Raw genomic sequence first — 25,165 nt, forward strand, 5'->3', positions numbered from 1 at the left:
TCCGGCGTATGAGCAAACCTCTGATGATCCTCATCGCCGGACCGTTCCGCTCCGGAACCGGCGACGACCCCGAACTCCTCGCCCGTAATCTCGCCCGGCTCGAAGAGGCGGCCTGGCCGATCTTCCGCAGCGGGCACGTGCCGATGATCGGCGAGTGGGTCGCGCTCCCGGTGCTGCGCGGCGCAGGCGGGAAGACCGTCGCCGACCCGATCGCCAAGGAGGTCATGTATCCGACGGCCGACAGGCTGCTGCATCACTGCGACGCCGTCCTGCGGCTGCCGGGCGAATCCACCGGCGCCGACCAGGACGTCGCCATCGCCTTGTCCCGCGGGCTCGACGTCTACCACCGCGTCGAGGACATCCCGGGCTACCTGCCCGCCGCATCGGCATAATGCGTAACTTGATCGGGCGTGACGTTTTCGGGGAAGGTGAGCCGTGACCGGGAAGGTCTGCGGGATGTGCGGAGGCCCGCTGCCGTCGAAGGCGGATTCGCGCGGGCGTACGGCCGTCTACTGCTCGGCCGCGTGCCGCCAGCGGGCCTACCGGTCACGGCGCGACCCCGCCCCCGACGTGCAAACCCTCATCGCCGAGGTCGGCCGCGTCGCGAACCGGCTGGCACCTCAGCCGCCGGAGGTGTTCCTCACCGACCTTGCCTCGCTCACCTCCGACGTCGGCAGGCTGCGGCGCATCGCTCAACTGGCGCTGCGGACCAAGGACGAAAACGTCACACCGGCGCCCGTGACGGAAACCGTGGACGAGGTCGCCTTCGCCGGGAGGATCGAGGAGCACCAGCGAGAACTGCGCGTGCACTGCTACCGCATGGTCGGGTCCTACGACGACGCGGAGGACCTGGTCCAGGAGACGTTCCTGCGAGCGTGGCGCGGCCGCGAAGGGTTCGAAGGCCGGTCGAGTTTCCGCGCCTGGCTCTACCGCATCGCCACCAACACCTGCCTCGACTTCCTGCGGCGCAACAAACGGGTCCCACGTCCCTACGACCCGTTGCCTGACGTCGAACAGGGCGAACCGCCTCAGTTCCTGCCCTGGTTGCAGCCGTTCCCGGACGACTCCGCGGAGATCGCCGAGACCAGGGAAACGATGGAGCTCGTCTTCCTGGCCGCGATCCAGCACCTCCCACCGAAACAGCGGGCCGTGGTGATCCTCAACGACGTCCTCGGCTGGAAGGCCGCCGAAACCGCGGACCTGTTGGAAACCACCGTCGCTTCGGTCACCAGCGCCCTTCAGCGCGCACGCCCCACACTGCGCGAACGCCTGCCGGAACGCCGCACCGACTGGGCCAGGACCGTGCGGCCGACCGACGAGGAGCAGGCGATCCTGCGGCGCTACATGGCCGCCGCGACCGCCAACGGGGACAGCCGGGTCATGGCCGAGCTGCTGAGGGAGGACGTGCTGGTCACGATGCCGCCGAATCCGCTGTGGTTCTCCGGACGGGACGTCTTCCTCGAGTTCGTCGCCCAATCCCTCGATCCCGCCTCGCCGACGTACTTCGGGGAGTGGAAACACCTTCCGGCCGTGGCCAACGGGCTTCCCGCCGCGGCGGGATACGTCCGGCGGCCGGGCACCCGGGTCTACCGGGCACAGGTGCTCGATGTGCTGCGCATCGAAGACGGGAAGGTCGCCGAGATCACCGCGTTCGAGCCGCACCTGTTCCCCGCGTTCGGGCTGCCCCTGACGCTGATCTGAGGACCGATGAGATCTCCGCGCCTTCCGCGTCTCAACGGTCGTACCTGACAACGTGGAAGGAAAACCCATGAGCCTGCAGAACAAGAACGCGATCATCTACGGCGCCGGCGGGGCGATCGGCAACGGCGTCGCCAAGGAGTTCGCCGCGCGCGGAGCCCGCGTCTTCCTCACCGGCCGCCACGAACCGGCACTGACGAAGCTCGCCGACGAGATCAAGGAGACCGGGGGACGGGCCGAAGTCGCCGTCGTCGACGGCCTCGACGAAACCGCGGTCGACGCGCACGCGGCTTCCGTCGTGGCCGAGGCGGGCAGCATCGACATCTCGCTCAACCTCGTCCCGCGCGGCGACATCCAAGGCATCCCACTCGTGGAGATGTCGGTCGAGGACTACGTCCGCCCGATCACCGCCGGAATCACGACGAACTTCATCACCGCGCGGGCCGCCGCCCGGCACATGGTCGCTCAGGGCTCCGGTGCCATCCTCGCCCTCGACAGCGGATCCGCCCACGGCAGCCCGATGATGGGCGCCACGGGCTCGATCGACGCCGCGCTGGACACCTTCATCCGCAATCTCGCCGTCGAGATCGGACCGCACGGTGTCCGCGCGCTCGGCATCTGGGTCGCCGGTATCCCGGAGACCTTCACACCCGAGAAGCTCTCCGCGGTGAACAACCAGCTGCCGGCAAGTCCCGAGATGATGCAGAACGTCCTCGACGGCCTCACCGAGGCCCGGATGACCAAGCGTTCACCGCGTCTCGCCGAGGTCGCCTCCACGCTGGCGTTCCTCGCTTCCGGCGACGCCATGGGGATCACCGGCACGTTCGTCAACGTGACCAGCATGTACCCCAGCTGACCGAGCCGCCCCGAGTTCCGCCAGCACCGCCCGGATCGCGGGGCTGGACTCGGCACTGCGGCGCCACGCGGCGTGAACCTCGCGCGTCGGCGGGCGCCGCAGCGGCCGGGCGAGGAGCCCTTCGGCCAAGGGCGGGCGCGCCAGCCGCGGGATCAACGCGACGACCTCGCCTGAGGCCACCAGCGACAGCTGCGTGGAGAAGTCGTCCACCAGATGCCGCACGTCGGGTTCTTCCGGAAGGCCGGCGAACACACGCCGGAACCACTGGTGGCAGACCGTGCCCGGCGGACTGGTCACCCACGCGTGCCCGGCCAGGTTCGCACCGTCCAGCGGCGGCTCGGCGCGCGCCAGCGGATGGGTCTCGGCCATGACGACGTCGCCGAGGTCGGTGTGCACCAGGCGCCGTGACAGCGCGGGGGACAGCGGTACCGGCGCGCCGTCGGCGTCATGGATGAGCGCGAGGTCGGCGGTCCCGGCCTCGACGGAATGCAGAGCCTGGTCGGGGTCCTGTTCGGTGATGTGCAGCCGCAGGCCGGGGTAGCGCGTCAGGAGCCGCGGATGGACGGGGGCGAGCAGGCCGCGGATGCCGGTCGAGAACGCGGCCACCCGCAGGACACCGCGCGGCGCGCCCTCCGCGACCGACTGAGCGGCCTCGACGCACCGTTCGAGTGCCTGGAACACCTCCAAAGAGGAGTCGACGACGGCCTGGCCCGCCGGAGTCAGCACGACGCCGCGGCCTGCCGGAGCGAGCACCGGCATCCCGATCTGGCGTTCCAGCCGTTTGATCTGCTGCGACACGGCCGACGCCGTGAATCCCAGTTCGTCCGCCGCCCGCGCCAGCGTCCCCAGCGCGGCCACCGACCGCAGTGCCCGCAGAGCTCCGACCTCGACCATAAAGCCAGGCTACGCAATACCGTCCAAAAACCATCGTTGGACCATAGGTATCGGCGTCGACAGGATCGGCAGCATGACCGAAACACTCTTCGGCTCCAACCTCGTCGCCATGGTCACCCCGATGGAACCCGGCGGGGTGCTCAGCGAACCCGGCCTCACCGGCCTGGTCGACCACCTGCTGACCACCGGCTGCGACGGCATCGTCGTCGGCGGAACCACCGGGGAGTCACCCACCCTGACCGGCACCGAAGCCGCGCGGCTCGTCCACACGGTGGCGAACCGCACCGGGAACCGGGCGCGCGTGATCGCCGGTGTCGGCACCTACGACACCACCACCTCCATCCGACGCGCGAAGGAAGCCGAGGCGGCCGGCGCCGACGCGCTCCTGCTCGTCTGCCCCTACTACTCCAAGCCGACACAAGCCGGGATCGTGGCGCACTGCCTGACGGTCGCCGACGCCACCGACCTGCCCGTGATGCTCTACGACGTCCCGGCCCGCACCGGGACGGCCTTGGAAGCGGCCACCCTGATCGAACTCGCCCGCCACCCCAGGATCCGGGCCGTGAAGGACGCCAAGGGCGACGTATTCGAAGCGATGGCCGTCATGGCGCGCACGCCGTTGGCCTATTACTGCGGCATCGACGAGCTCAACCTGCCCTATCTCGCCGCCGGCGCCACCGGCCTGGTCAGCGTCGTGGGCAACGCCTTCGCCGACCGCAACGCCCAACTCATCGCCGCCGTGCGCGGGGGAGACCTCGACACCGCACGATCGCTCAACGCCACGCTGCTTCCACTGGCGGAGGCCGTCATGCGCACCTCGCAGGGAGCGATCATGGCCAAGGCCGCATTGGCCGAGCTCGGCGTCATCCCGAACGCCACGGTCCGGCTCCCGCTGCTCGAATCGCCACCCGAGCACCTGCGGCGCCTTCGCGACGCACTGGTACCCCTGGTCGCGGTCGCCTGACCCCGGACACGGCGAAGCCCCCGCGGTGGGAGGTCGCGGGGGCTTCGCCGGTTCGTGGTGGGGCTAGCTACTTGTGCCGTGCGTCAGGCGGACCGGGTGGTCCTGCGTCCCTTCAGCTCGGCGAGACGTTCGTTGAGCAGATCTTCGAGCTCCGGGATCGAACGGCGCTCCAGGAGCATGTCCCAGTGCGTCCTCGGGGGCTTGACCTTCTTCTGCTCCGGCTGCCCGCCGTCCACGATCTCGGACTCGCTGCCGTGCAGCCTGCACTCCCACACCGAGGGGATCTCGGCGTCGTCGGAGAAGGGCACCTCGAACTCGTGGTTCTTGGGGCAGGCGTAGCGCACGGTGCGCCGAGGCGCGAGGTCGTGGTTGCGGTCGGTCTCGTAGCTGACCGCTCCCAGCCGGCTTCCACGGAGAACACGGTCGGCCATGATGGGGGTCCTTTCAGTCAGCTCCGGGTGGAGCCAGGGTGATGCTCACCCTATGCAACGACAGTGACGGCCAGAGGATTCCCTGGACAGCATGTCCTTGCTCACGATGAGCTGTGTCACCCGGTGGCAACAGCTTCTCCTAGTAGGAGTGGTTTCGCGCTCTGGCGTGACGTCAATACGGCCATCTTGGTGCGGATATCCCCCAGATGGGCTAGTAGTACGCCTGTCACGTCAACCGTAACTGACCGTGTTGGGCCGAGGAGGGCCCCAGGTCGCCCAGTCGAAAGTGGCGACGGCACAATACCTGATAACGGACCGTACTCGGTTCGCCCTCAGAACGTGATACCGGTGAAGATTCAACGACCATCTGCTCGGTATCCGCCACCACCACGGTGTCGCCGGCCCGCAGCACCTCGCCATCGGACACCCGCGCGTTGAACCGCCCCGTCTGCCCGCACCAGCACAGCACCTCGACCTGAACCGGCTGCAACTCGTCCGCCAGCTCGAACAACCGCGCCGCACCCGGGAACAACACACTCCGGAAATCCGTCGCGATCCCGAAGCAGTACACGTCGATCTGGACGTCATCCGCCAGTTCGGCCAGCTGATCCACCTGATCGGGCGACAAGAACTGCGCCTCGTCGACGATCAGGTAATCCACATGCCGCCCGGCCGCCCACTGCTCACGCACCAGCAACCGCAGATCGGTCTCGTTCCCCACCTCGATCGCCTTGCGCGTCAATCCGATCCGGCTCGTGATCTGCGGCTCCCCGGACCGGTCATGCCGCACCAGCACCATCCCACGACGACCCTGCCGCGCGTGGTTGTGGTCGATCTGCAAAGCCAGCGTCGACTTCCCGCAGTCCATCGGCCCGTAACAGAACTTCAGCTTCCCGACGACCGGCACACCCCGCCGTGAACCCGCCACCGGCACCGACGACAACGCGTCCGTGGGATCCGGGCCACTCTCCTTCAGTACGGTCACGACGCCCGACCCTATCGGCACGCTCCTCCCTCACAGCACCGCCGGTGGTCGGTTGCCCGCCGCCTCGATCGCCCGGCGCACCGGCACCAGCCACACGAACACGAAACCGAGCACGAAGAAGATCACCAGAGCGATGATCGCGTACCGGAACGAGCCGGTGATCTGCCCGACCGCCGCGAACAACAGCGGACCGAGCCACGACGTCCCCCGCTCACCGACCACGTACAGCGAGAAGTACTGCGCGTCCTTCCCATCCGGGATCATCTGCCCGAACAACGACCGCGACAACGCGTTCGTTGCCCCCAGCACCAGCCCGATCCCGACCGCCACCGCGTAGAACTGCAACGGCTGACCAGCCTCGATGAAGAACGCGAAGCACAGCACGGCCACCCAGGCCACCAAACTGCCCAGAATCGTCTTCTTCGCCCCGATCCGCGCCGCGATCGCCCCGTGGATCATCGCCCCGGCGTACGCCAGGAACTGGATCACCAGGATCGTGACGATCAGCACCTGGGTGCTGTACTTCAGCTCGTCCTTGCCGTACTGCGCCGACACCGCCACCACCGTCGTGATCCCGTCGGTGAAGACCAGATAGCTGCCGAGGAACGCCAGCGTCAGGGGATAGGCCCTCGCCTCCTTGATCGTCTGCTTCAACTCCTTGAACCCGGCCGTCAGCACCGACAGGCCACGCTCGCCCGACTTCGGCACATGAGTCTGGGGGAGCGCCCGCACCGCCGGGATCGTGAACACCGCCCACCAGATCCCCGACGTCAGGAAGCAGATCTGGATCGCCAGTCCTTCACTCACCCCGAAGAACTCGTGCCCCATGAAGAACCCGAGCTGCAGCGCCAGCGCCAGACCACCGCCGAGATACCCGAAAGCCCATCCCTTCGACGACACCGCGTCCCGCTCATCGGGCTCCGCGATGTCCACCAGGAACGAGTAGTAGACGACCAGCGCACCGCCGTAACCGATGTTGGCCAGGATGAACGTCCAGACCCCGACCTCCCAGTTCGTCCCCGCGATGAAGAACATCAACGCCGACGCCACCGCACCCAGGAACGCGAACCCGCCGAGGATCCGCCGCTTGTGCCTGCTCCGGTCCGCGATCGCGCCGGCGATCGGCAGCACCAGCACCTGCGTCACCGTCGCGATCGACAGCAGATACCCCCACAGCGAACCAGCGGGGAAGTGGAGCCCGAACAAGGAGACGTCGCAGTTCTGAAGGGTGCTCGAAGCTCCACTCGAATCGGTGCACGCCCTGTCCCCGTTAAGGGTGAAATTCGTCTTCGCGTCCGCCGACGCGATCTCGCTCAAATAGAGCGCACCGAAGACGGTGATCACCGACGAATAGAACGGCGAATTGGCCCAGTCATAGAGGTACCAAGCCCGCCACACCCGCTTGCGATCACGGGTCCCGGCCACCGTCATGCACTGCTCCTGAAGTCGAGAACGTCGAGGTCAGCGGGAGACTACTGGTGATCACACCCACCTGTCCGGCACGAGTCCGGACCGTGTTCGTTTCGACGCGGGACGAACCCTTCCCGGACACCTTCCCGACCATTGTCGGCGTGTCGCTGCCACGATCCCCGTGTGTTTCGTGTGAGGCTGGTGAGCGATCTGTGACTCTTGTGAAGCACGGGGCTGATACTTACTGTTCCGCTCATGAGGACCCATCGCCTTCGCACAGCACACCGCGTAGTGGCGAGAACACTCCTGCTCGCCCTCGCCGTGACGGGCCTGCAGATCGCCACCACCGGATCCGCCGCCGCGGATCCCCACGGCTCCCACTGGGCCAAGCTCCGCATGTGTGAATCGAGCGGGCGCTACAACATCAACACCGGCAACGGCTACTACGGCGCCTACCAGTTCGACCTGCCCACCTGGCGCAGCGTCGGCGGCCAAGGGCGACCCGACCAGGCCGCCCCCCGCGAGCAGGACTACCGGGCCCTCTACCTCTACCGCATGCGCGGCTGGCAACCCTGGGAATGCGCCGGCAAACTCGGCTTCCGCAACGACAGCGACGGCCGCAGCAAACGCGTCCCGTCCTACGCCGACTCCGCCTACATCGGCGGGGGAGGACAGCCCGCCCCACCGCCTCCGCCCAAGCCGAAGCCCACCCCGCCCGCTCCGCCAGGCGGACCCAAACCCGCCTGGCCCGGCGTCGTCTACGCCTACGGCGACTGCGCGGTACCCCTGAAGCAGTTCCAGCTGCGGATGAACGCCTTCGGCTACGGCTTCACCGGAACAGGCTGCTACTACGACAAAACCCGCGAAGCCGTCCTCGCCCTCCAGCGAGCCAACGGCATCAACGACTCAGGACGGCTCGGACCCAAGACCTGGGACGCCGCCTGGAACGGAAAAGCACCCCGATGACGTCCCCGCGTTTAGTCCTCTAAATGCGCTTACAACGCATTTAGAGGACTAAACGCGGATCAGGAAGGCCAAGCGCCGCGTTCCCGAAGAACGTCACGCAGCAGATCCGGCCGGTCCGTCACGATCCCGTGCACCCCGAGATCCAGCAACAGCCGCATCTCCGCCGGATCGTCCACCGTCCACGTGTGGACCTCGAAACCCCCACGCGTCGCCTGCCGCAGGAACGCCCGGTCCACCACCTTCAATCGCCCCTGCCGCACCGGCACCTGCGCCATCGCACCCCGTGACAAGGCCCGCAACGACACCAGCGGCAAGAACCCGTTCGCCCACATCACCGCCACCGAACGCGGCCCCATCGCGGTAACCAGCTTCGGCCCCGCCAGCTTCCGGATCCGCGCCAGCCGCGCGTCGGAGAACGACGCCGCCGCGACCCGGTCGTACGCCCCGGTCCGCTCGATCGCCCGCACGAAGGGCGCCACCGCCTCGTTCGACTTCACATCGATGTTGAACCGCGCCTCCGGCAGCTCCTCGAGGACGTCCTCCAGCCGCGACAACGGCGCACGGCCACCGACCTTGACCGTCCGCAACTGAGCCCACGTCTGCCGGGAGATCAACCCCGCGCCGTCCGTCGTCCGGTCCAACGACGCGTCGTGATGAACGACCACCACACCATCCGACGTCGCGTGCACATCCGTCTCCAGGTAGCGATAACCCTCCGTCACCGCCTGTTGGAAGGCAGGCAACGAGTTCTCCAGTCCTTCCAGGTCACCGAGGTGCCAGCCCCGATGGGCGAAGGCACGCGGGAGCGGGTCGGCGAGGTACGGAAACGGTGTCGGCACCCCACTAGTGTGCACTTCGGTCGTGGCCTCGGCATGATCGCCGGATGGCCAGCTAGGGTCTGATCCGTGAGGGAAGTGGCCGAACACCCGAAGACATCCGCCGAAGAGGTGTCCGAACTCCGCCGCGCGGGGGTACCCAAACACTGCGGATGGTGCGGCCGGCGACTCGAACAAGGTGGCAACGTCGGCAGGCGCCGCCGCTACTGCGGGCAATCCTGCCGCCAGCGCGCCTACGAACGCCGCACCGCCCTCCAACGCAGCGGACTCCCCGAAGACGCTGTCGTCCTCTCCGACACCGAGATCGCCACCCTGCAGGACAGGCTCTTCCAACTCCGCTGCGCCGCCGAAGACGTCGTCACCGCGGCCGACGACGGCGCTTCCGTCGCCGAACTCCGCGGCCTCGCCGGCGAGATCGCCCAGGCCGCCAAGAACCTCGAACAACTCCGCTGAGCTACAAGATCCCGTCCAGCGCCCGGTACGTCCGGTTGCTCGCGGCCGCCGCGCGCTGCTCACGTCCGGTCGCCTCGATGTAGTTCTGGCTGGTCGCGAGGCTCGCGTGCCCCAGCAAAGCCATGATCTCGGACGCCGTCGCGCCGTCCTCCGCCAGCCTTGTCGCGAAGGTGTGCCGCAACGCGTGGAGGTTCGCCCCGACCGGCACGCGGTCGTGCAGGCCTGCCCACCGATAGCAGGATTTGACGAGGTACTCGAGCGCGCCGCGGCCGATCGGCTCGCCCGCACGATCCCGGAGGAGGGGAGTGGAGGGCCCGAACCGTTGCTGCGGGAACCGCCGACGACAGGAGGCCAGGTACTCCTCGATGATCTTCTCCATGATCGGCTGCACCGGGATCGACCGGTCGCGGCTTCCCTTGCCATGGACGTGCAGCCGCATCTCGCCCTGACGGCCGACCAGCGATCGCGCCGTCAGGGCCCGCATCTCGGCGGCACGCAGCCCGGCGACCAGCCCCAGCGCGATCACCAGGACGTCCCGCTCCGGCCATGGATCTCGTGTCCGGCGCGAGCCGTCGGCGGCGGCAGCGAGCAGCTGCTCCGGGGTTTCCTCACCGCGCAACGGTTTCGGCGTCAGCGGAGGCGCCTTCGGCCGGGCGACCGCGCCCATCGGATTGCCCGCGAGCAACCCGTCGGACACGCAGAAGGTGAGGAACTGATTCCAGGTCGACCAGGCGCGGAGCACCGAACTCTTCGCGTGGGTGTCTGCGAAGGCACCGAAGGCGTTGCGGAGCGCCTGGGCGGTGAGCATCTCGACAGTGAGTTCGTCAGGGGAGCGGTCCAGTTCGCGAAGCAGAAGTGCGGTGATGCCGGCGAGGTCGCGGCGGTAGGCGTCGGTGGTGTGAGGAGAATCCTTACGGGGACGACGTGCGGCGAAAAAGGCTTGCTGTGCCTCGGAAACCCTCATGAACATCTTGTACCGCATGGCACCGACAGTCTTACACTCGGTTATATTCCGTTTCATGCATAATAGTGATTATGCATGAAACGGAGTGATGGGTCCGGAAACCCCTCGCGGGGGATCCCGGTTCGCCCGTCGCTCTCCGGGGTGTCATGAAAGGGTCATTCAGGACGAAAAGCGTCAGGAACGACCCTTTCGTGACACTTGTGCCACCTAGGCGACACTTGGGTCCATGTCGTCGCCAGACTGGCCGACTCGACGAGATCCAACCGCGCCTGACGCCTCCATTGATCATCAATGGCTCCGTGAGACCCACATCGATTCGTCACAGTGACGTATTGAGGCTGGGTGATCGGACCTCCGTTTCGCGTCGCCGGGGGTGCCATGGGTCGCCTCAGGAGATCTGTGGCGACCCGGTTCAGGGTGAGCCAAAGGGAGCCATGCCCGCATCAGGCGTGGCGAAGGGCGCTTTCACTGCATGAAATGCGACGAAGGACCCCTTCGCGCCTGCATCGAGGCCCCTCTCGGCCAGCGTTATCCAGGTCAGCCAAAGTGCCGATAATGTACATTATGTCAAGTAAGGTCAAGTAAGGTCAGGACATGTCCTCCCTCAGGCTGAAGCGGGACATGGTTCGATGCCCTGGTGATTCCTACCGAAGCCGACCTTGCCGACGCGTTGACCACGGCCACTCGTGCAGCCGTCACAGACCTGTTCCGCGACAACCCCGGCCACACGTTCTACTACGTCACGCTGACCACGCCCGGCGAAGCCTTTGGTCCGGCTCTGTCGGCGTGGTCGCACGAGGCGCTGACACAGCGACCAGACGCCGACGACGTCCGCTACTCCTACGCCGATTCACCGTTTTCGATCGGTGGTGAGGAACATCTGAAGCCGGTCCGCGAGCTGTTCGCCGCCCGGCCGGAGGTGTTCGACATCGCCGACGACGATGCCTCCGACGCGGAGTTCGATCTTCGGCTTCGTGCGATGGAGACGGCGCTGCGCAGGCTCTCTGACGAAGGTCTGTTCGGTGTCGGCGAAGCTCGCGGGAACGTGCTGGTTCTGGCCGAGGTCGTTCCTGACGACGAGGAGAACGTCGCCCGTGCTCGTCGGCTCAACCCGCCCGGGCCGGCGTTGGACGCTTGGCTGGCTTACTGGGGCCTGGCCTGAATCCTGCGGCGAATACCCGCCACAGGATGTCGTGTATTCGGTGGATCGCGGACTTCGGCTCGCCGGACTCCCCCGACGCTGACAAGGTCATGCACGCCCAGCTCGACACCCCGCACGGATACACGCTGATGGCTTGCGACGTTGACGGCCAGGTCGAGGACGTGCCGCACTCCCCTGGCAACAACGTCGCGGTCTACCTCGGTGGCGATGGCGAACTCCGCGGCCATTTCGAGAAGTTGTCCGTCGGCGGCACGGTGACCATGCGGCTGGAGAAGCAGGTGCGGGGCGACGAGGCCGGCGCGCTCGTGGACAAGTTCGGGATCACCTGGATGGTCAACATCGCCAACGCTACTTCGCGTCGGACGGGACCAGACGCCGGGTGATCCGGTCGAACAGTTCCATCAAAGGCTCGCTGACGTCCCGGCCGAACTCCGTCAGCTAGGGTCGTTTTTCGGAAGAGAACCTGGGGGTAGTCGAAATGTCCGAGAGCGCCGCTGTGCATGTCGATCCGTCGAACGAGCGGATGTTGATGGCGTGGGACGGTGACGACGGCGCTCTTTGGGCGAAGCGCGCGCAGCGTTTCAACGACGGTGTCGCTGCTTATCGCGACACGTTCTTCGCCGCGGCCGGCATCAGGCCGACTGACAACGTCCTCGACGTCGGTTGCGGTGCGGGTCAGACGACGCGGGACGCCGCACGGTTCGCCAGTGACGGTTCCGCGCTGGGTGTCGACCTCTCCGGTGAGATGCTGGTTCTCGCTCGTCGGCTCGCCGAGGATGAAGGCGTTCCCAATGTCTCTTTCGCGCAGGTGGACGCGCAGATCCATCCGTTCGCCGAGGCGCGGTTCGATGTGGTGATCAGCAGGCATGGATCGATGTTCTTCGGTATTCCCCTGGCCGCGTTCTCCAACTTGGCCAGGGCGACCCGGCCCGGTGGCCGTCTGGTCCTGCTGACGTGGCAGCCGTTGCGGCTCAACGAATGGATCACCACGTTCCGGACGATCTTCGCGGCGGGCCGTGCGGTGCCGTCGTCGGATCTCGCGCTGAGCGACCCGGGCGAGACCGAGAAGTTGCTGGTGTCTGCCGGGTACTCCGACGTCCGGTGTACCGCGGTGAACAAGCCGATGTACTTCGGCCGCGACGTGGATGATGCGGCCGACTTCATCGTCGAGCAGCATGGTGGCCGGTTGAGCGACCTGGATGAGGCCGCTCGCGCCGCGGCTGTGGATGCCTTGCGAGCCGATCTCGCCGAGCACCAGACCGACCGAGGCGTTTTCTACGGCTCGGCGGCCCGGCTCGTCGAGGCTCGGCGTCCTTGAGCTACTGCTTGCGGGCGATCAAGTAAGCCTGTGGCGTGCTTTCGAATTCCTCGGACGGCTCACGGACGAGGGTGGAGAGCACGCTGAACTTCGCCTCCCCCAGCTGCTCGGTGATCTTCTCGGGCGACAGGCGGTAGGCGTCGCAAGAGATGTCGTGCCCATAGGCGTGCTCGATGTGGCGTACTTCGTCGCCGACCTGGAAGGCCACGAGCAGGTGGCCGCCCGGGGCGAGGATCCGGTGGAAGTCGGCGAAGATCTCCGGCAGCCGCTCTCGTGGTGTGTGGATGATGGAGTACCACGCGACGACGCCGGTCAATGCACCGTCCTCAATGGACAAACCGGGCATCTCCCCTACCCGGAAGTCCAGGTGGGGGTACCACTTGCGGGCGACGGCGACCATTTCCGGGGAGAGGTCGATGCCGTGGATGTCGAGGCCCAGCTGGTGGAGGTACTCGGTGATGCGGCCGGGTCCGCAGCCGATTTCGGCGACGCGGCCGCCTCCGGCGGCCTGGACGAGTTCGGTGTACGCGCCGAGCACGGCGCGGTCCCAGGTGGATCCGGCGAGGTGGTCGCGGAGCAGTTCGGCATAGTCGGCCGCGACCGTGTCGTAGGCGGTGCGGGTGGTTTGGAGGTAGTCGGTCACGGCGGCGACCCTAGACCCGGGCACCGACAACAATCGTCGCGTACAGCGCTTCGTCGGTGACCACTTCGGGGGTCAATCCGTTGTGTGCCATGGCTTCCGCGGTGCTCGCGGCCTGGCTTTCGCCGGTTTCGATCAGCAGGTGCCCGCCCGGTGCGAGCCATTGTGGGGCTTCGGCGGCGACGCGGCGGTGGACGTCGACCCCGTCGTGCCCGCCGTCGAGGGCGACGCGAGGTTCGTGGTCGCGTGCTTCGGGCGGCATCATCGCGATGGCGTCGGTGGGGACGTACGGGGCGTTGACGACCAGGATGTCGACCCGGCCTCGTAGCGTCGCGGGTAGTGGTGTGTAGAGGTCGCCTTCGAAGACCTCTCCCCTGGCTTGGGCGACGTTGACGCGGGCGCAGCGGACTGCGGCGGGCTCGATGTCGGCCGCGTAGAGCCGGATGTCGCCGAGTTCGGCGGCGATGGCGGCGCCGAGTGCGCCGGTGCCGCAGCAGAGGTCGAGGACGACCGCTTCTGGTCCGGCGAGGGTGGTGGCGTGGCGGACGAGGAGTTCTGATCGTTGCCGTGGCACGAAGACGCCGGGTTCGACGGTGATGCGCAGTCCGTGGAATTCCGCCCAGCCGAGGATGACTTCGAGCGGTTCGCCGTCGATGCGGCGCTGGATCATGGTGTCGAGTTCGTCGGGGGTGCGGGCTTCGGCGGTGATCAGGTGGGCTTCGTCTTCGGCGAAGACGCATCCGGCGGCCCGGAGCTTTTCGATGACGGTCACTGGTTTCGCAGTCTGGTGAGGATTCCGTCGAGGGCCTGGCGGACGGTGTCGGGGACGCCGTTGGTGCGCAGGTCGGTGAGGAATTGTTCGTTGAGCCCGCCGGGGGTCATGTGTTTGCCGGTGAGGGTTTCGAGGGAGCCGCTCTGCTGGACGAGGGAGTGTCCGAGCTGGCCGAAGATGTGGCTGGTGAAGGCGGTCGCCGTGGTGTCCTCGATGCCTTGGTCGGTCATCCAGGCGGCGATGGTGCCGAGGTAGTCGAGGTGGGCGGCGAAGGTGGCCGTGGCGCCGCTGAAGACGTCGAGGTCCTTCTCCGCGGCGGGGACGACGCTGCCACCGATGCTGTCGAAGAGGGCTCGGGCTTCGGGGTTGTCGGGGTACATCGCGGTGAGGCTTTGGCGGCGCGCGGCCGGGGGCAGGGGAATGCTCCGGACGACTTCGCGGGTGGGGGCGGCCCAGTCGCGCAGCCGGTCGAGGGGGACGCCGGCGAGGGCGCTGATCAGGACGTGGTCGGGCCGGAAGGTGAGGTCTCGGAGGACTTCTTCGGCGATCGGCGGGCGGACGGCGAGCACGATGGTCGTGGCGCTGTCGAGGACGGCTTGGTTGCTGTCGCGGACTTCGACGTTGGCGAAGCGTGCCGAGAGTTCTTGGCCGACGCTGCGGCTGCGGGGTGAGAGGAAGATCGAGGGCGGGTCGGTGATGTCCTTGCTGAGGCCTTCGACGATGGCGGCGGTGATCTCGCCCGCGCCGACGAATCCGTAGTCCATGGTCAGGCTCCCGTGTGGCCGTCGACGCGTTCGCGGATGAGGTCGGCGTGGCCGTTGTGGCGGGCGTATTCGCCGATCATGTGGAGGTAGAGCATGCGCAGGGAGAACGGGTTCCCGCCGAGGTCGAAGGTGTCGTCGAGGGATCCTTCGGCGGCGGCTTCGTCGGCGAGCCGGATCTCGTCCAGGAGGATGTCGTATGCCTCTTCGGCTTTGGCGGCGTCGAGGACTTCGAAGTCGTGGTCCTTGCCGAGGGCGGGGTCGTAGAGGGGTTCGATGTCCTGTGCGGCGTAGCGCAGGCGGGGCTCGTCGGCGGCGGTGTCGCCGGACGGCCGGGTCACCTCGGGGGCGGTCCATGTCATAGCGGCGATCATGCCATCGGGTGACGTGGGGTTCGTGGTGCGCCCGCTGGGGTGAGCGGGGTCACGTGGAGGCTGCTGAATCCTTTCGCGAGGGTCGCGGCTCTTGTAGGGGCCGGGACAAGCTCGGCGCAGGAGGAGGTTGTCGTGGAGGCCGAGTGGCCGAGGGAATCGTTGATCGTGGCGGCGCAGGGCGGGGACGCGTCCGCCATCGCCGCGCTGGTCTCGGGTTCCCATCCGCATGTGCAGCGGTTCGCGCGGTCGCTGTGTGCTTCGCCGGAGGACGCGGAGGATTCGGCGCAGGAGGCGCTGATCATCCTGTACCGGAAGATCGGCACGCTGCGGGCCACGGGTGCGCTCGCGTCGTGGATGTTCCGGATCGTGCGCAACGAATGCCTCCGTCGGGCGCGCCGGGTGGTGCGTGGTGCGGGTCCGGCGGATTCCGTCGCGGTGGTTTCGGCCGAGGAAGACGCGTTGGATCGGCTGGAGGCGCAGCGGGTGGCCGCGGCGATCGCCGAGTTGTCCGCCGACCAGCGTCGCGTCTTGATCATGCGTGACATCCAGGGGCATTCGGGCCGGGCGGTCGCCGACGCGCTCGGTCTGAGCACGGCCGCGATGAAGTCCCGGCTGCACCGTGCGCGGGCGACGGTCCGTGCCTTTCTCGACGACCCCGCTTCCTGACCTTCTTTTGAGGAGTTTTCATGCTCGAAATCGGTTCCACGGTCCCTGATGTCGCGCTGGAGGACACGACCGGGCAGGTCGTGCGGCTTTCGGAGTTCCGCGGTACGGCCGGAGTGCTGATCTATTTCATGCGCTCGACCACGTGTCCGGTGTGCACCGGCCATGTGAAGGACCTGGCGGCGCGGTCCGAGGAGCTGGCGGCGGCCGGTGTGCGGGTGTTGGTGGCGGTTCCCGAGGGCCGGGCGGAGGCCAAGGCGTGGCGGGCGAAGCGCGGGTTGTCGCTCCCGGTGGTCTCGGGCCGGAACGGCACGCCGCATGAGGCGTTCGGATTGGCGAAGAAGATGCTGCAGCAGTCGGGCAGTGTGCTGATCGACCGGGACGGGGTGGTCCGGCATGCCCATGCGGCGACCATGCCGACGAGTGCTTATGACAAGAAGGGCATCGCCAGGGCGGTGGAGGGGCTCGCCAGGGTGCGTTGACTGAAGGTGTGAATCAGTGCTTCACTTCTTGGGTGCCGTATCGACGTACACCGAAGGTCCAGGAGCGCCTGGACGCCCAGCGCGACGCCGTTCTCGCCGCCGCCATGGAGCAATTGGCCGAGCGCGGGTACGCGGGTTGCTCGGTGTCGGCGGTCGCCGAACGGGCGGGCGTGGCGGTCGGGAGCGTGTACCGCCACTACCCCACCAAGGCCGCCCTGGTCGTGGAGTTGTTCCGCAAGGTCGTCACGCGTGAGGTCGAGGCGGTGCGCGAGGTGTCGGAGCGGCCCGGCACGCCTGCCGAGCGGGTCGTGGCGGTCTTCGACACCTTCGCGAGCCGGGCGCTGAAGACGCCGCGGATGGCGTACGCGCTGCTGGCCGAGCCCGTCGACGCGCCGATCGAGGCCGAGCGGCTGGTGTTCCGGCGTGCCTTCCGTGACGTCGTGGCCCAGCACGTGGCCGACGGCGTCCGGTCCGGGGCGCTGCCCGCCCAGGACGCGGACGTCACCGCGGCGGCGCTCGTCGGGGCGGCCGCCGAGGTGCTGATCGGCCCGTTGACCACCGGCAGTGCGGACGAGGTGTCCGGGCTGCGCACTTTCGTCCTGCGTTCCTTGGGAGGTTCCGATGCCGAGCACTCATGAGGTCACCAATCAGGTCCCGCCGCTGGCGGAGTACGACGTCGCCGCCGACCCGGCCTTGCTGGAAGGGCTGGAGCGGGCGGGCGCGGGCTGGGCGGTGGCCGAGGTCCACGCCCTCGGCAGGCTGGCCGGGAGCGAGCAGGCCCAGGAGTGGGGCAGGCTGGTCAACGAGAACGAGCCGGTGCTCCGGACGCACGACCGGGTCGGGAACCGGATCGACGAGGTCGAGTTCCACCCGCACTGGCACGAGCTGATGGACGTCGCGGTGTCCCATGGGTTGCACGCGGCGCCGTGGCGGGATTCCCGGCCGGGTGCGCACGCGGCGCGGGCAGCGAAGATGTACGTCTGGGGCCAGGTCGACGCGGGGCACACGTGCCCGATTTCGATGACGTACGCGGCGGTTCCGGCGTTGCGGTTCAATCCCGAGCTGTCCGCGCGGTACGAGCCGCTGCTGGCGGCGACGGAGTACGACTTCGGGTTGCGTGAGCCGAGTTCGAAGCGCGGGCTCATCGCCGGGATGTCGATGACGGAGAAGCAGGGTGGCTCCGACGTCCGGGCGAACACCACCACGGCGCGGCCGCTCGGCGACGGCGGTTATGTGATCGTCGGGCACAAGTGGTTCACCTCGGCGCCGATGTCGGACATGTTCCTGACGCTGGCCCAGGCACCGGGCGGGTTGTCGTGTTTCCTGCTCCCCCGGATCCTGCCGGACGGCACGCGCAACGGGATCCGGTTGCAGCGGCTGAAGGACAAGCTGGGCAACCGGTCCAACGCGTCCTCGGAGATCGAGTACGACGACGCGATCGGCTGGCTGATCGGCGAGGAAGGCCGCGGGGTGCGCACCATCATCGAGATGGTGAACAACACCCGGCTGGACTGCGCGGTCGGGAGCGCGTCGGGTATGCGGTACGGCGCCGTGCGGGCGGTCCACCACGCGCGGCATCGTCGCGCGTTCGGGGCGAATCTGGTGGATCAGCCGCTGATGGGCAACGTGCTGGCGGACCTCGTCGTGGAGTCCGAGGCGGCGACGACGGTCGGGATGCGGCTCGCGTCGGCCACCGACCGGCCGGAGGACGAGCAGGAGCAGGCGTTCCGGCGGCTGGGGCTGGCGGCGACGAAGTACTGGGTGTGCAAACGCGGTCCGTCGCACGCGGTGGAGGCGCTGGAATGCCTCGGCGGGAACGGGTACGTCGAGGAGTCGGGGATGCCGCGGCTCTACCGTGAGGCTCCGCTGATGTCGATCTGGGAGGGTTCGGGCAACGTCGCGGCGCTGGACGCGTTGCGGGCGATGGCGAAGCAGCCGGAGTCGGTGGCGGCGTATTTCGCGGAGGTCGAGCAGGCGTCCGGTGCCGACGCGCGGCTGGACGACGCGGTGGGCAGGCTGCGCAAGGAACTGTCGGATCTGTCGGACATCGAGTACCGGGCGCGGCGGCTGGTCGAGTCGATGGCGCTCGTGCTGCAGGGTTCGTTGCTGGTGCGGCACGGGACGCCGGCGGTGGCCGACGCGTTCTGCGCGTCGCGGCTGGGCGGCGACTGGGGTGTCGCGTTCGGGACGCTTCCGTCCGGAGTGGACACGCGGGCGATCATCGCCCGTGCGGAGGTCTGAGCGGCCGGGAGGGTCGGCCTCCCGATGACGGCTCGTCCGTGAAGGCCTCCTTGCTTACCCTGAAGGTAGGCAAGGAGGCCTTCACTCCTCGCTGAGTTCCTTGGGTGGCGGCCCTGCCGAGGTATGTCGAGGTGTCGCGCAGGTAAGTGAGTCCTTTTCGCGCGTTCCGGACTCTCGGTGCCCGCATGACCACGTGCTGCGCCGGTCCGGCCGACTCCCCCGGTCGGACCGGCGCCGAGCACTGCGAACAACCGCACGATTGCGGAATTCGGGTGCATGCAAGGGCTCGCGCTTCGGCTACGTTCGTCGGTCATGGTCGATCGCCGAAGATGCCTGGTCCTGGTCCCCCTGGCGCTGTTCGCCGCCGGCTGCGCGACAGCGACTCCGACGCCGATCTTCGCCGCGGCGAGTTCGAGGCCTTCCGCGGGAAGTGTGCTGATGGAGGCGGCGGCCCCGTCCGGCGCGCCGTTCGTCGCGGTGGACGGGCGGAATCTGAAAGCCTGCTCGGATGGGGAGTGTGAGGTGCTGGTCCGGACCGGCGACCAGATCCCGAACGACGGCGGCGCCGGCCCGCTCGCGGTCACGGTCCAGTCCGGGAAGGTGGGTCTCGCTCCGGCTTCCGGCGGGATGGGCGAGGCGGTGTCGGGTCCGCCGGGGATGGTGCACCAGATCAACCGGCAGGTGATCGCCGTCGTCGCGGTGCAGGGTGACGAGGGGATCGTCCGGCTCAACCGGAAATAGCTCTGTACCTACTAGTATGTACGACATGCATGCGATGCAGTACGAGATCACCCTCCCCGCCGACTACGACATGGGCATCATCCGCGAACGCGTCGCCACGCGCGGGCATCTGCTCGACGACTTCGGCGGTCTGGGGCTGAAGGTCTACGGGATCCGCGAGCGCGGCGTCGACGGCTCGACGCTGAACCAGTACTCGCCCTTCTACCTGTGGCACGACGAGGCCGGGATGAACGCCTTCCTGTTCGGCGGTCCGTTCAGCGGCATCGTCGAATCCTTCGGGCGTCCCGCCGTGCAGCACTGGACCGTGCTCGGGTTCGAGGAAGGACCCGCTTTCGGCTCGACCCCGGTCGCGGCGGGAAAGCACGTCGTGCGGATCCCCGACGAGACCGACCCGGTCGCCTTCCTCGGCGAAGCACTCGACGGACTTCGCGAGCATCTGCGCCAGGACGGCGCGCATTCGGGCGCGCTCGCCGTCGATCCGCGGACCTGGCAGGTCGTCCGCTACAGCCTGTGGGCGGGCGAGGCGCCGGAGTCGGACGAGGTTCGTTACCGGATCCTCCACCTGTCCTCGCCGCACCTGGATCAGCTGCGGCGAGGACGGCAGTGGGATCAGCCGAGCAACGCGGCGAACAGCGCGCCGGGATCGGCTTCGGGCGGGCCGGCGGGCCACTGATCCCGGTACGGGTACCAGAGACCGTCCTTGCCCAGCCGTACCTGCACCCCGGTTCCGTGGACGGTGCAGTGGTTGCGTTCGACGTCCAGCCCCTGGCCGGGGTCGTCCACGACTTCGGCGAACGCGGCCCGTGCCCGGCCCATCGCCTGCGGCGGCGGGGTCCACGTGGTCTCCAGGACGTCGAGACCGGTCCGGCCACCGTACCGCCAGGCGAGCACCGCACGGTCGAAGTCCTCAGCGCTCTCGGCCGGGCGCAGCCTGTCGACGGTCTCCGGATGAGTCGCAGCGAGGCGGACGGCGTCCTGCTTACGGGTGAGCTTCGGCCGCGACGTCAGCAGCGCACCTGCCATCTGGCTCGCGTTGGCGACCAGCAGGGCGAAGGTCTCGGCCGGGATGCCGGGCGCACCCGGCACGGTCGGGCCTCCAGTGGGAGCGAATCCGGCGAGATCCGGCAACGAACCCGGCTCGTCGGCGTACGCGCGCTCGGCCGGGACTTCGTCGTCGCCGGTGCGCACGAACCGGGGAGCGTTGCGTCGCTGCAATTCGTCGAGCAGTTCCCGCTCCCCCTTGCCGCGCATCAACAGCAGCACGAACGGATCCGCGTCGAGCAACCACGAAGCCTGGAACGACAGCGCGGCGGCATGGCGGCACGGCAGCTCCCAGCCGGGGCAGTCGCAGTCCGGGTCGAGGTCGCCGATCCCGGGCAGCAGATGCACCCCGGCGTCGTCGGCGGCCTCGACGAGGTCGTGCGGCATGTCCCGGTCCAGCAACGCGGCGAGATGCCCGGCGCGCGAGGCGACCCGGTCGAGGAACCGGTCCCACTCGTCGCCGGTCAGCTCCGCGAGACGGACCTCGGTGCGGTACTGGCCCTCCTGGTCGTCGACCACGGCGGCGATCCGCCCAGGGCTGACCGTGATCGGACCGACCCGGCCCGCCGCGGCGTACTTGCGGCCCTGTTTGAGCTGACGGAGATCCAGCGCGGTGTCCTCCATCGCGCTGATCCACGCGCGGCCCCACCACGAGCGGGCGAACTGGCCGCGTCCGCTTTGGGCGCCGAAGGCGGGGAAACCGCGGACGCGGTCGCCTGGCGTGCTCATCGGCGGCTCCTCAACTCGACCAGTTCGGCCAGCTCGGCGTCGGTCAGTTCGGTCAGCGCGGCCTCGCCGCCGGCGAGCACCGCGTCGGCGAGCGCACGCTTCTCCCGCAGCATCGCCGCGATCCGGTCCTCGACCGTGCCCTCGGCGATGAGCCGGTGCACCTGCACCGGCCTGGTCTGCCCGATCCGGTACGCGCGGTCGGTCGCCTGGTCCTCCACCGCGGGGTTCCACCAGCGGTCGTAGTGCACGACGTGATCGGCGCGGGTCAGGTTGAGCCCGGTCCCCGCCGCCTTGAGCGACAACAGGAACACCGGCACCTCACCGGCCTGGAACCGGCGCACGAGCTCCTCGCGTTTGGGCACCGGTGTGCCGCCGTGCAGCAGCTGCGTGCCGATCCCGCGCTGCGCGAGATGACGTTCCAGCAGCCGTGCCATGGCGACATACTGGGTGAACACCAGCACCGATCCGTCCTCGGCGAGGATCGTGCCCAGAAGTTCGTCGAGCAGCTCGAGCTTGCCCGACCGCCCGTCCAGCACCGCTTCCGACGGCTCCTTGAGGTACTGCGCGGGGTGGTTGCAGATCTGCTTGAGTCCGGTGAGCAGCTTGACGATCCGGCCGCGGCGCGCGATGCCCTCACTCCCGGCGATCTCGGCCATCAGTTCGCGCACCGTCGCCTCGTAGAGGGCCGCCTGCTCGGCGGTGAGCGTCACCGGCCGGTCGGTCTCGGTCTTGGGCGGCAGCTCCGGCGCGATCCCCGGATCGGATTTGCGGCGGCGCAGCAGGAACGGCCGGACCAGCCGGGACAGGCGCTCCGCGGCCTCGGGGTCCTTCCCGGACTCGACCGGTTTCGCCCACACTCGGCGGAAGTCGGCCATGGTGCCGAGCAGGCCCGGTGTCGTCCAGTCCAGGATCGCCCACAGCTCGGCGAGGTTGTTCTCCACCGGGGTGCCCGTCAGCGCCACCCGCGCCGACGACGTCAGCGTCCGCAACGCCTTCGCCGTGCCGGAGCGGTGATTCTTGACGTGCTGGGCCTCGTCGGCGACCAGCAATCCCCAGTGGACACTCGCCGGCGGTTCCGGGTCGGCGCGCAGCGTGCCGTAGGTCGTGAGCACGAAGCCGCCGTCGAGATCCTCGAGCGAGCGTTCGGTGCCGTGGAACCGGCGCACCGGGACACCGGGGGCGAACCGGGTGATCTCGCGTTCCCAGTTCCCCAGCAGTGAAGCCGGGCAGACGACCAGCGTCGGTCCGTCCGCACGATGCAGGTGCAGCGAGATCAGCGTGATCGTCTTGCCGAGACCCATGTCGTCGGCGAGGCAGCCACCGAGCCCGATCGACGTCATGGCGGTGAGCCATTGCAGGCCGCGCATCTGGTAGTCGCGCAAGGTCGCGGCCAGCCCGCGCGGCGGTGCCTGCGGCTCAGGTGGCGCGAGCAGCCGTTCCCGCAACACGGCGAGCCAGCCGTCGGTGAGGACGTCGACGCGTTCACCGTCGACCTCGGCCGTCCCGCTCAGGGCGGCGCCGAGCGCGTCGATCGGCGTGAGCGGCTTCAACGCGCGATCCCGCGCCTTCGCCGCCAACGCCGGATCGACCAGCACCCACTGATCGCGCAACCGCACGACAGGTCGGTGGGCCTCGGCCAGCGCGTCCATCTCTGCCGCGGTGAGGGGTGCGCCGCCGAGCGCGAGCTGCCAGTCGAACTGCAGCAACGTGCCGCCGGCGAAGAACGACGGAAGGTCGGCAGGCGGCGCGGCACCGCCGCCGACGACGGCCTTCGCGCTCAGGTCACGGACGAGATCGGCGGGCCAGTGCACGTCGATACCCGCCGTGGCCAGCAGGGGCGCGGCCGTGGTGAGCAGTTCGGTGATGTCGGTGTCGCCGAGTACGACCTCATCGGGCACCGCGGCGCTGAGCAGGGGTTCCAGCGGTGGCCACAGCTGGGCGGCGCGGCGAAGTGCCAGCATGACGTCGATCCGTGCTCGCGGGCCGAACCGGTCGTCGCCCGCCCAGAGCGCGGCGGCGTCGATCAGGACGCCGGGGTCGGCGAGGCTGTGCACCTGGACGACCCCGCTGAAGCGGCCGCTCGTGAAGTCGTCACCCGGTGCCTCGATCCGCACCGAGACCCGGACGCCGGAGTCCAGCCCTGCCGCGACCTCGGCCGCCCAGTCCCGCAACTGCGGGACACGATGCGCGGGTGCGGCGGCGAACGCCTTGACGCCCGCCGCCTGCGCGGCCGCGGGCGTGCGGGGAAGGGTGTCGGCCACGGCGTCGAGGAACGCACGCAGCAACGGATACCGCGCGGGAAGCAGGTTTCCCTCGCCCGGGATCGCTCGTGCCCGCGCCGGCATGGCCTCGGACAACTCGCGCAGCCAAGCGGCGTCCGCGGGTTCCAGCGGCCCCGCGCGCCAGGCGTCCACATCGGACTCCGTGAGCCCGGGCAGCAGCCTGCCCGCCTCGGCGAGCTTCAACGCCGCAGTGGCCGCTGCGCTCCAGAAACGCGCGGAGGGATCGCCGCTCTCACGAAGCCGCAGCAGCGCGGGGAGCGCCTCGACCATCGGGAGCCGAACGCACGGCACCGTGGTGACCTCGGGGAGAGCGACTGTCACCTCCCCGGTCCCCGGCGTGTTCCCCTCGGCGTTCCAGAAGACGAATCCGCTGGTCCGAGGGGGATTCTTCGGTTCGAAAACAACACTGCCGAAACCGTCGTGAGACGCCACTCAACCCCAATCTCTGTACGGTGTACAGTTCAGGATAACACAACTCTGTACACCGTAGAGAGAACGTGATGACAGACGCGGACCACACCGGCACGGGCGATCCACGGCGGACCATCGAACTGCTCTGGGGTGTGCGCGAGAAACCCCGCCGCGGCCCCAAACCGAAGCTCACCGTCGATGAGATCGTCACCGCCTCGATCGAACTGGCCGACACCGAGGGCATCACCGCGCTGTCGGTGCGCCGGGTCGCGGAGAGGCTCGGCGTCTCCCCCATGACGATCTACACCTACCTCCCCGGCCGCGCCGAACTGCTCGACCTGATGATCGACCGGGTCCACGGCGAACTGACCGATCCACCGGAGAGCCACGACTGGCGGGTCACGATGACGATCCTCGCCGAGGACGCGTGGGAGATGTACCACCGGCATCCGTGGATGCTCCAGCTCACCACCGGCCGTCTCCCCCTAGGCCCGCACACCTTCGCCAAACACGAACGCGAACTGAGGGCCGTCGACGCGATCGGGCTCACCGACCTGGAAATGGATGCCGTGGTCGCGATGGTCAACGGGTTCGTCCAGGGCATCGCGCGCGGCTCGGTTGAATCGGCGAGTCTCGTACGGCGATCCGGGCTGACGGACATGGAGTGGTGGACGGCCAGCGCGCCCGTGCTCGCGGAGATCCCCGAAGCCGACGCCGGGCTGTTCCCGCTCGCGGCGCGGATCGGGCAGGCGGCCGGCGAGACGCACGGTGCGGCGAGCGCGCCGCTGCACACCTTCCGGTTCGGGCTGGCGCGGATCCTGGACGGCGTCGAGCAGCTGATCACTGGGCAGGCACGCGGGTCCGAGCGGGAACTGCCGTCCTGAGCGCGTGAAGGCCTCCTTCCCTCGGTTGACCCCAGGGGCCGGCAGAGCCGAGGTGGGGTCGTGAGTGGCGGTTCGGGTCAGGGCCAAGAGCATCTTGGGTGCCTACTGGATCTGGCTGGGGCTGATCATGTGTCCGTGAAGGCCTCCTTGCCTACCCTGAAGGTAGTGAAGGAGGCCTTCACGGACCTTCAGGGTCGCCGCTCTCGT

Annotated in this window: 28 protein-coding genes; 16 read left to right on the forward strand and 12 right to left on the reverse strand. The window is 68.6% G+C overall.

From position 1 onward, the window contains the following. The first annotated feature begins 8 nt into the window (after window positions 1-8). From AC0685_RS27785 to AC0685_RS27795, 3 genes are all read left to right on the forward strand, one after another. Entirely contained in the window at window positions 9-392 is a 384-nt protein-coding gene (locus AC0685_RS27785; protein WP_478228224.1) for a DUF4406 domain-containing protein, read from the forward strand. A 43-nt stretch (window positions 393-435) separates the two neighbouring features. Further along, entirely contained in the window at window positions 436-1,701 is a 1,266-nt protein-coding gene (locus AC0685_RS27790) for a sigma-70 family RNA polymerase sigma factor (protein ID WP_478228225.1), read from the forward strand. Window positions 1,702-1,768: 67 nt separating this feature from the next. Then, window positions 1,769-2,554, forward strand: coding sequence for an SDR family NAD(P)-dependent oxidoreductase (locus tag AC0685_RS27795; RefSeq protein WP_478228226.1), 786 nt, complete (start codon window positions 1,769-1,771; stop codon window positions 2,552-2,554). On the opposite strand, the gene AC0685_RS27800 is transcribed toward AC0685_RS27795, so the two are convergent. After that, window positions 2,447-3,448 carry a LysR family transcriptional regulator gene (locus tag AC0685_RS27800; protein WP_478228227.1) on the reverse strand — a complete coding sequence of 334 codons (1,002 nt, stop codon included), beginning with the start codon at window positions 3,446-3,448 and terminating at the stop codon, window positions 2,447-2,449. The genes AC0685_RS27795 and AC0685_RS27800 overlap by 108 nt on opposite strands. Before the next feature lie 73 nt (window positions 3,449-3,521). On the opposite strand from AC0685_RS27800, the gene dapA reads away from it, so the two are divergent. Then, a complete protein-coding gene (dapA, locus tag AC0685_RS27805; RefSeq protein WP_478228228.1) occupies window positions 3,522-4,412 on the forward strand; it encodes a 4-hydroxy-tetrahydrodipicolinate synthase in 891 nt (296 codons plus the stop codon). 83 nt (window positions 4,413-4,495) lie between these two features. On the opposite strand, the gene AC0685_RS27810 is transcribed toward dapA, so the two are convergent. The 3 genes from AC0685_RS27810 to AC0685_RS27820 form a co-directional block, all read right to left on the reverse strand. Then, a complete protein-coding gene (locus AC0685_RS27810) occupies window positions 4,496-4,843 on the reverse strand; it encodes an RNA polymerase-binding protein RbpA (RefSeq protein ID WP_005151365.1) in 348 nt (115 codons plus the stop codon). A gap of 226 nt (window positions 4,844-5,069) precedes the next feature. Next, window positions 5,070-5,828, reverse strand: coding sequence for a thymidine kinase (locus AC0685_RS27815; protein WP_478228229.1), 759 nt, complete (start codon window positions 5,826-5,828; stop codon window positions 5,070-5,072). Between the two features lie 30 nt (window positions 5,829-5,858). Beyond that, on the reverse strand, window positions 5,859-7,259 hold the full coding sequence (locus AC0685_RS27820) for an MFS transporter (protein WP_478228230.1): 1,401 nt from the start codon (window positions 7,257-7,259) through the stop codon (window positions 5,859-5,861). Window positions 7,260-7,529: 270 nt separating this feature from the next. Here AC0685_RS27820 and AC0685_RS27825 point away from each other — a divergent pair, with 270 nt between their 5' ends. Then, the gene (locus tag AC0685_RS27825; protein WP_378436328.1) at window positions 7,530-8,204 is read left to right on the forward strand and encodes a transglycosylase family protein; all 675 of its coding nucleotides are present in this window, start codon (window positions 7,530-7,532) and stop codon (window positions 8,202-8,204) included. Window positions 8,205-8,263: 59 nt separating this feature from the next. On the opposite strand, the gene AC0685_RS27830 is transcribed toward AC0685_RS27825, so the two are convergent. Continuing rightward, on the reverse strand, window positions 8,264-9,043 hold the full coding sequence (locus AC0685_RS27830) for a glycerophosphodiester phosphodiesterase family protein (protein WP_478228231.1): 780 nt from the start codon (window positions 9,041-9,043) through the stop codon (window positions 8,264-8,266). A 66-nt stretch (window positions 9,044-9,109) separates the two neighbouring features. Here AC0685_RS27830 and AC0685_RS27835 point away from each other — a divergent pair, with 66 nt between their 5' ends. After that, complete coding sequence (locus AC0685_RS27835) at window positions 9,110-9,493, forward strand: hypothetical protein (RefSeq protein ID WP_478228232.1); 384 nt, start codon at window positions 9,110-9,112, stop codon at window positions 9,491-9,493. A gap of 1 nt (window position 9,494) precedes the next feature. Here the strand turns inward: AC0685_RS27835 and AC0685_RS27840 are convergent, their stop codons facing one another. Then, a complete protein-coding gene (locus AC0685_RS27840; protein ID WP_219151799.1) occupies window positions 9,495-10,475 on the reverse strand; it encodes a tyrosine-type recombinase/integrase in 981 nt (326 codons plus the stop codon). Between the two features lie 619 nt (window positions 10,476-11,094). On the opposite strand from AC0685_RS27840, the gene AC0685_RS27845 reads away from it, so the two are divergent. The 3 genes from AC0685_RS27845 (at window position 11,095) to AC0685_RS27855 (ending at window position 12,937) form a co-directional block, all read left to right on the forward strand. Then, window positions 11,095-11,619 (forward strand): DUF4303 domain-containing protein, encoded by a 525-nt coding sequence (locus AC0685_RS27845; protein ID WP_478228233.1) that lies wholly within the window; start codon window positions 11,095-11,097, stop codon window positions 11,617-11,619. Between the two features lie 26 nt (window positions 11,620-11,645). Next, window positions 11,646-12,002: a VOC family protein gene (locus AC0685_RS27850; RefSeq protein WP_478228234.1), complete on the forward strand. Its 357-nt coding sequence runs from the start codon at window positions 11,646-11,648 to the stop codon at window positions 12,000-12,002. Between the two features lie 95 nt (window positions 12,003-12,097). Next, complete coding sequence (locus AC0685_RS27855; RefSeq protein WP_478228235.1) at window positions 12,098-12,937, forward strand: class I SAM-dependent methyltransferase; 840 nt, start codon at window positions 12,098-12,100, stop codon at window positions 12,935-12,937. Between the two features lies 1 nt (window position 12,938). On the opposite strand, the gene AC0685_RS27860 is transcribed toward AC0685_RS27855, so the two are convergent. The 4 genes from AC0685_RS27860 to AC0685_RS27875 are packed head-to-tail and all read right to left on the reverse strand — an operon-like array spanning window position 12,939 to window position 15,472. Beyond that, window positions 12,939-13,580 carry a class I SAM-dependent DNA methyltransferase gene (locus AC0685_RS27860; RefSeq protein WP_478228236.1) on the reverse strand — a complete coding sequence of 214 codons (642 nt, stop codon included), beginning with the start codon at window positions 13,578-13,580 and terminating at the stop codon, window positions 12,939-12,941. 10 nt (window positions 13,581-13,590) lie between these two features. After that, entirely contained in the window at window positions 13,591-14,349 is a 759-nt protein-coding gene (locus AC0685_RS27865) for a putative protein N(5)-glutamine methyltransferase (protein WP_478228237.1), read from the reverse strand. Further along, window positions 14,346-15,113 carry an NAD(P)-binding domain-containing protein gene (locus tag AC0685_RS27870; protein WP_478228238.1) on the reverse strand — a complete coding sequence of 256 codons (768 nt, stop codon included), beginning with the start codon at window positions 15,111-15,113 and terminating at the stop codon, window positions 14,346-14,348. The genes AC0685_RS27865 and AC0685_RS27870 overlap by 4 nt, the downstream gene beginning before the upstream one ends. Before the next feature lie 2 nt (window positions 15,114-15,115). After that, window positions 15,116-15,472: a mycothiol transferase gene (locus AC0685_RS27875; RefSeq protein WP_478228239.1), complete on the reverse strand. Its 357-nt coding sequence runs from the start codon at window positions 15,470-15,472 to the stop codon at window positions 15,116-15,118. Window positions 15,473-15,616: 144 nt separating this feature from the next. Between AC0685_RS27875 and AC0685_RS27880 the strand changes: the two genes are divergently transcribed. From AC0685_RS27880 to AC0685_RS27905, 6 genes are all read left to right on the forward strand, one after another. Next, window positions 15,617-16,150 (forward strand): RNA polymerase sigma factor, encoded by a 534-nt coding sequence (locus AC0685_RS27880; RefSeq protein WP_478228240.1) that lies wholly within the window; start codon window positions 15,617-15,619, stop codon window positions 16,148-16,150. Window positions 16,151-16,170: 20 nt separating this feature from the next. Continuing rightward, window positions 16,171-16,629, forward strand: a complete 459-nt coding sequence (locus AC0685_RS27885) for a peroxiredoxin family protein (RefSeq protein ID WP_478228241.1) — start codon at window positions 16,171-16,173, stop codon at window positions 16,627-16,629. Window positions 16,630-16,661: 32 nt separating this feature from the next. Continuing rightward, window positions 16,662-17,267: a TetR/AcrR family transcriptional regulator gene (locus AC0685_RS27890; protein ID WP_410646765.1), complete on the forward strand. Its 606-nt coding sequence runs from the start codon at window positions 16,662-16,664 to the stop codon at window positions 17,265-17,267. Then, the gene (locus AC0685_RS27895) at window positions 17,251-18,870 is read left to right on the forward strand and encodes an acyl-CoA dehydrogenase family protein (protein WP_478228242.1); all 1,620 of its coding nucleotides are present in this window, start codon (window positions 17,251-17,253) and stop codon (window positions 18,868-18,870) included. Before AC0685_RS27890 ends, AC0685_RS27895 begins: the two co-directional genes overlap by 17 nt. Window positions 18,871-19,182: 312 nt before the next feature. Next, a complete protein-coding gene (locus AC0685_RS27900; RefSeq protein WP_478228243.1) occupies window positions 19,183-19,611 on the forward strand; it encodes a hypothetical protein in 429 nt (142 codons plus the stop codon). Window positions 19,612-19,636: 25 nt separating this feature from the next. Beyond that, window positions 19,637-20,284 carry a DUF4865 family protein gene (locus AC0685_RS27905; protein WP_478228244.1) on the forward strand — a complete coding sequence of 216 codons (648 nt, stop codon included), beginning with the start codon at window positions 19,637-19,639 and terminating at the stop codon, window positions 20,282-20,284. Here AC0685_RS27905 and AC0685_RS27910 read toward each other — a convergent pair. Together AC0685_RS27910 and AC0685_RS27915 are read right to left on the reverse strand one after the other, a co-directional pair. Then, a complete protein-coding gene (locus AC0685_RS27910) occupies window positions 20,221-21,381 on the reverse strand; it encodes an SWIM zinc finger family protein (RefSeq protein ID WP_478228245.1) in 1,161 nt (386 codons plus the stop codon). The genes AC0685_RS27905 and AC0685_RS27910 overlap by 64 nt on opposite strands. After that, entirely contained in the window at window positions 21,378-24,095 is a 2,718-nt protein-coding gene (locus AC0685_RS27915; RefSeq protein ID WP_478228246.1) for a DEAD/DEAH box helicase, read from the reverse strand. The genes AC0685_RS27910 and AC0685_RS27915 overlap by 4 nt, the downstream gene beginning before the upstream one ends. A 68-nt stretch (window positions 24,096-24,163) precedes the next feature. On the opposite strand from AC0685_RS27915, the gene AC0685_RS27920 reads away from it, so the two are divergent. Next, window positions 24,164-24,958, forward strand: coding sequence for a TetR/AcrR family transcriptional regulator (locus AC0685_RS27920; protein WP_478228247.1), 795 nt, complete (start codon window positions 24,164-24,166; stop codon window positions 24,956-24,958). Window positions 24,959-25,165 lie beyond the last annotated feature (207 nt).

The sequence above is a fragment of the Amycolatopsis sp. NPDC043889 genome, assembly GCF_056435645.1.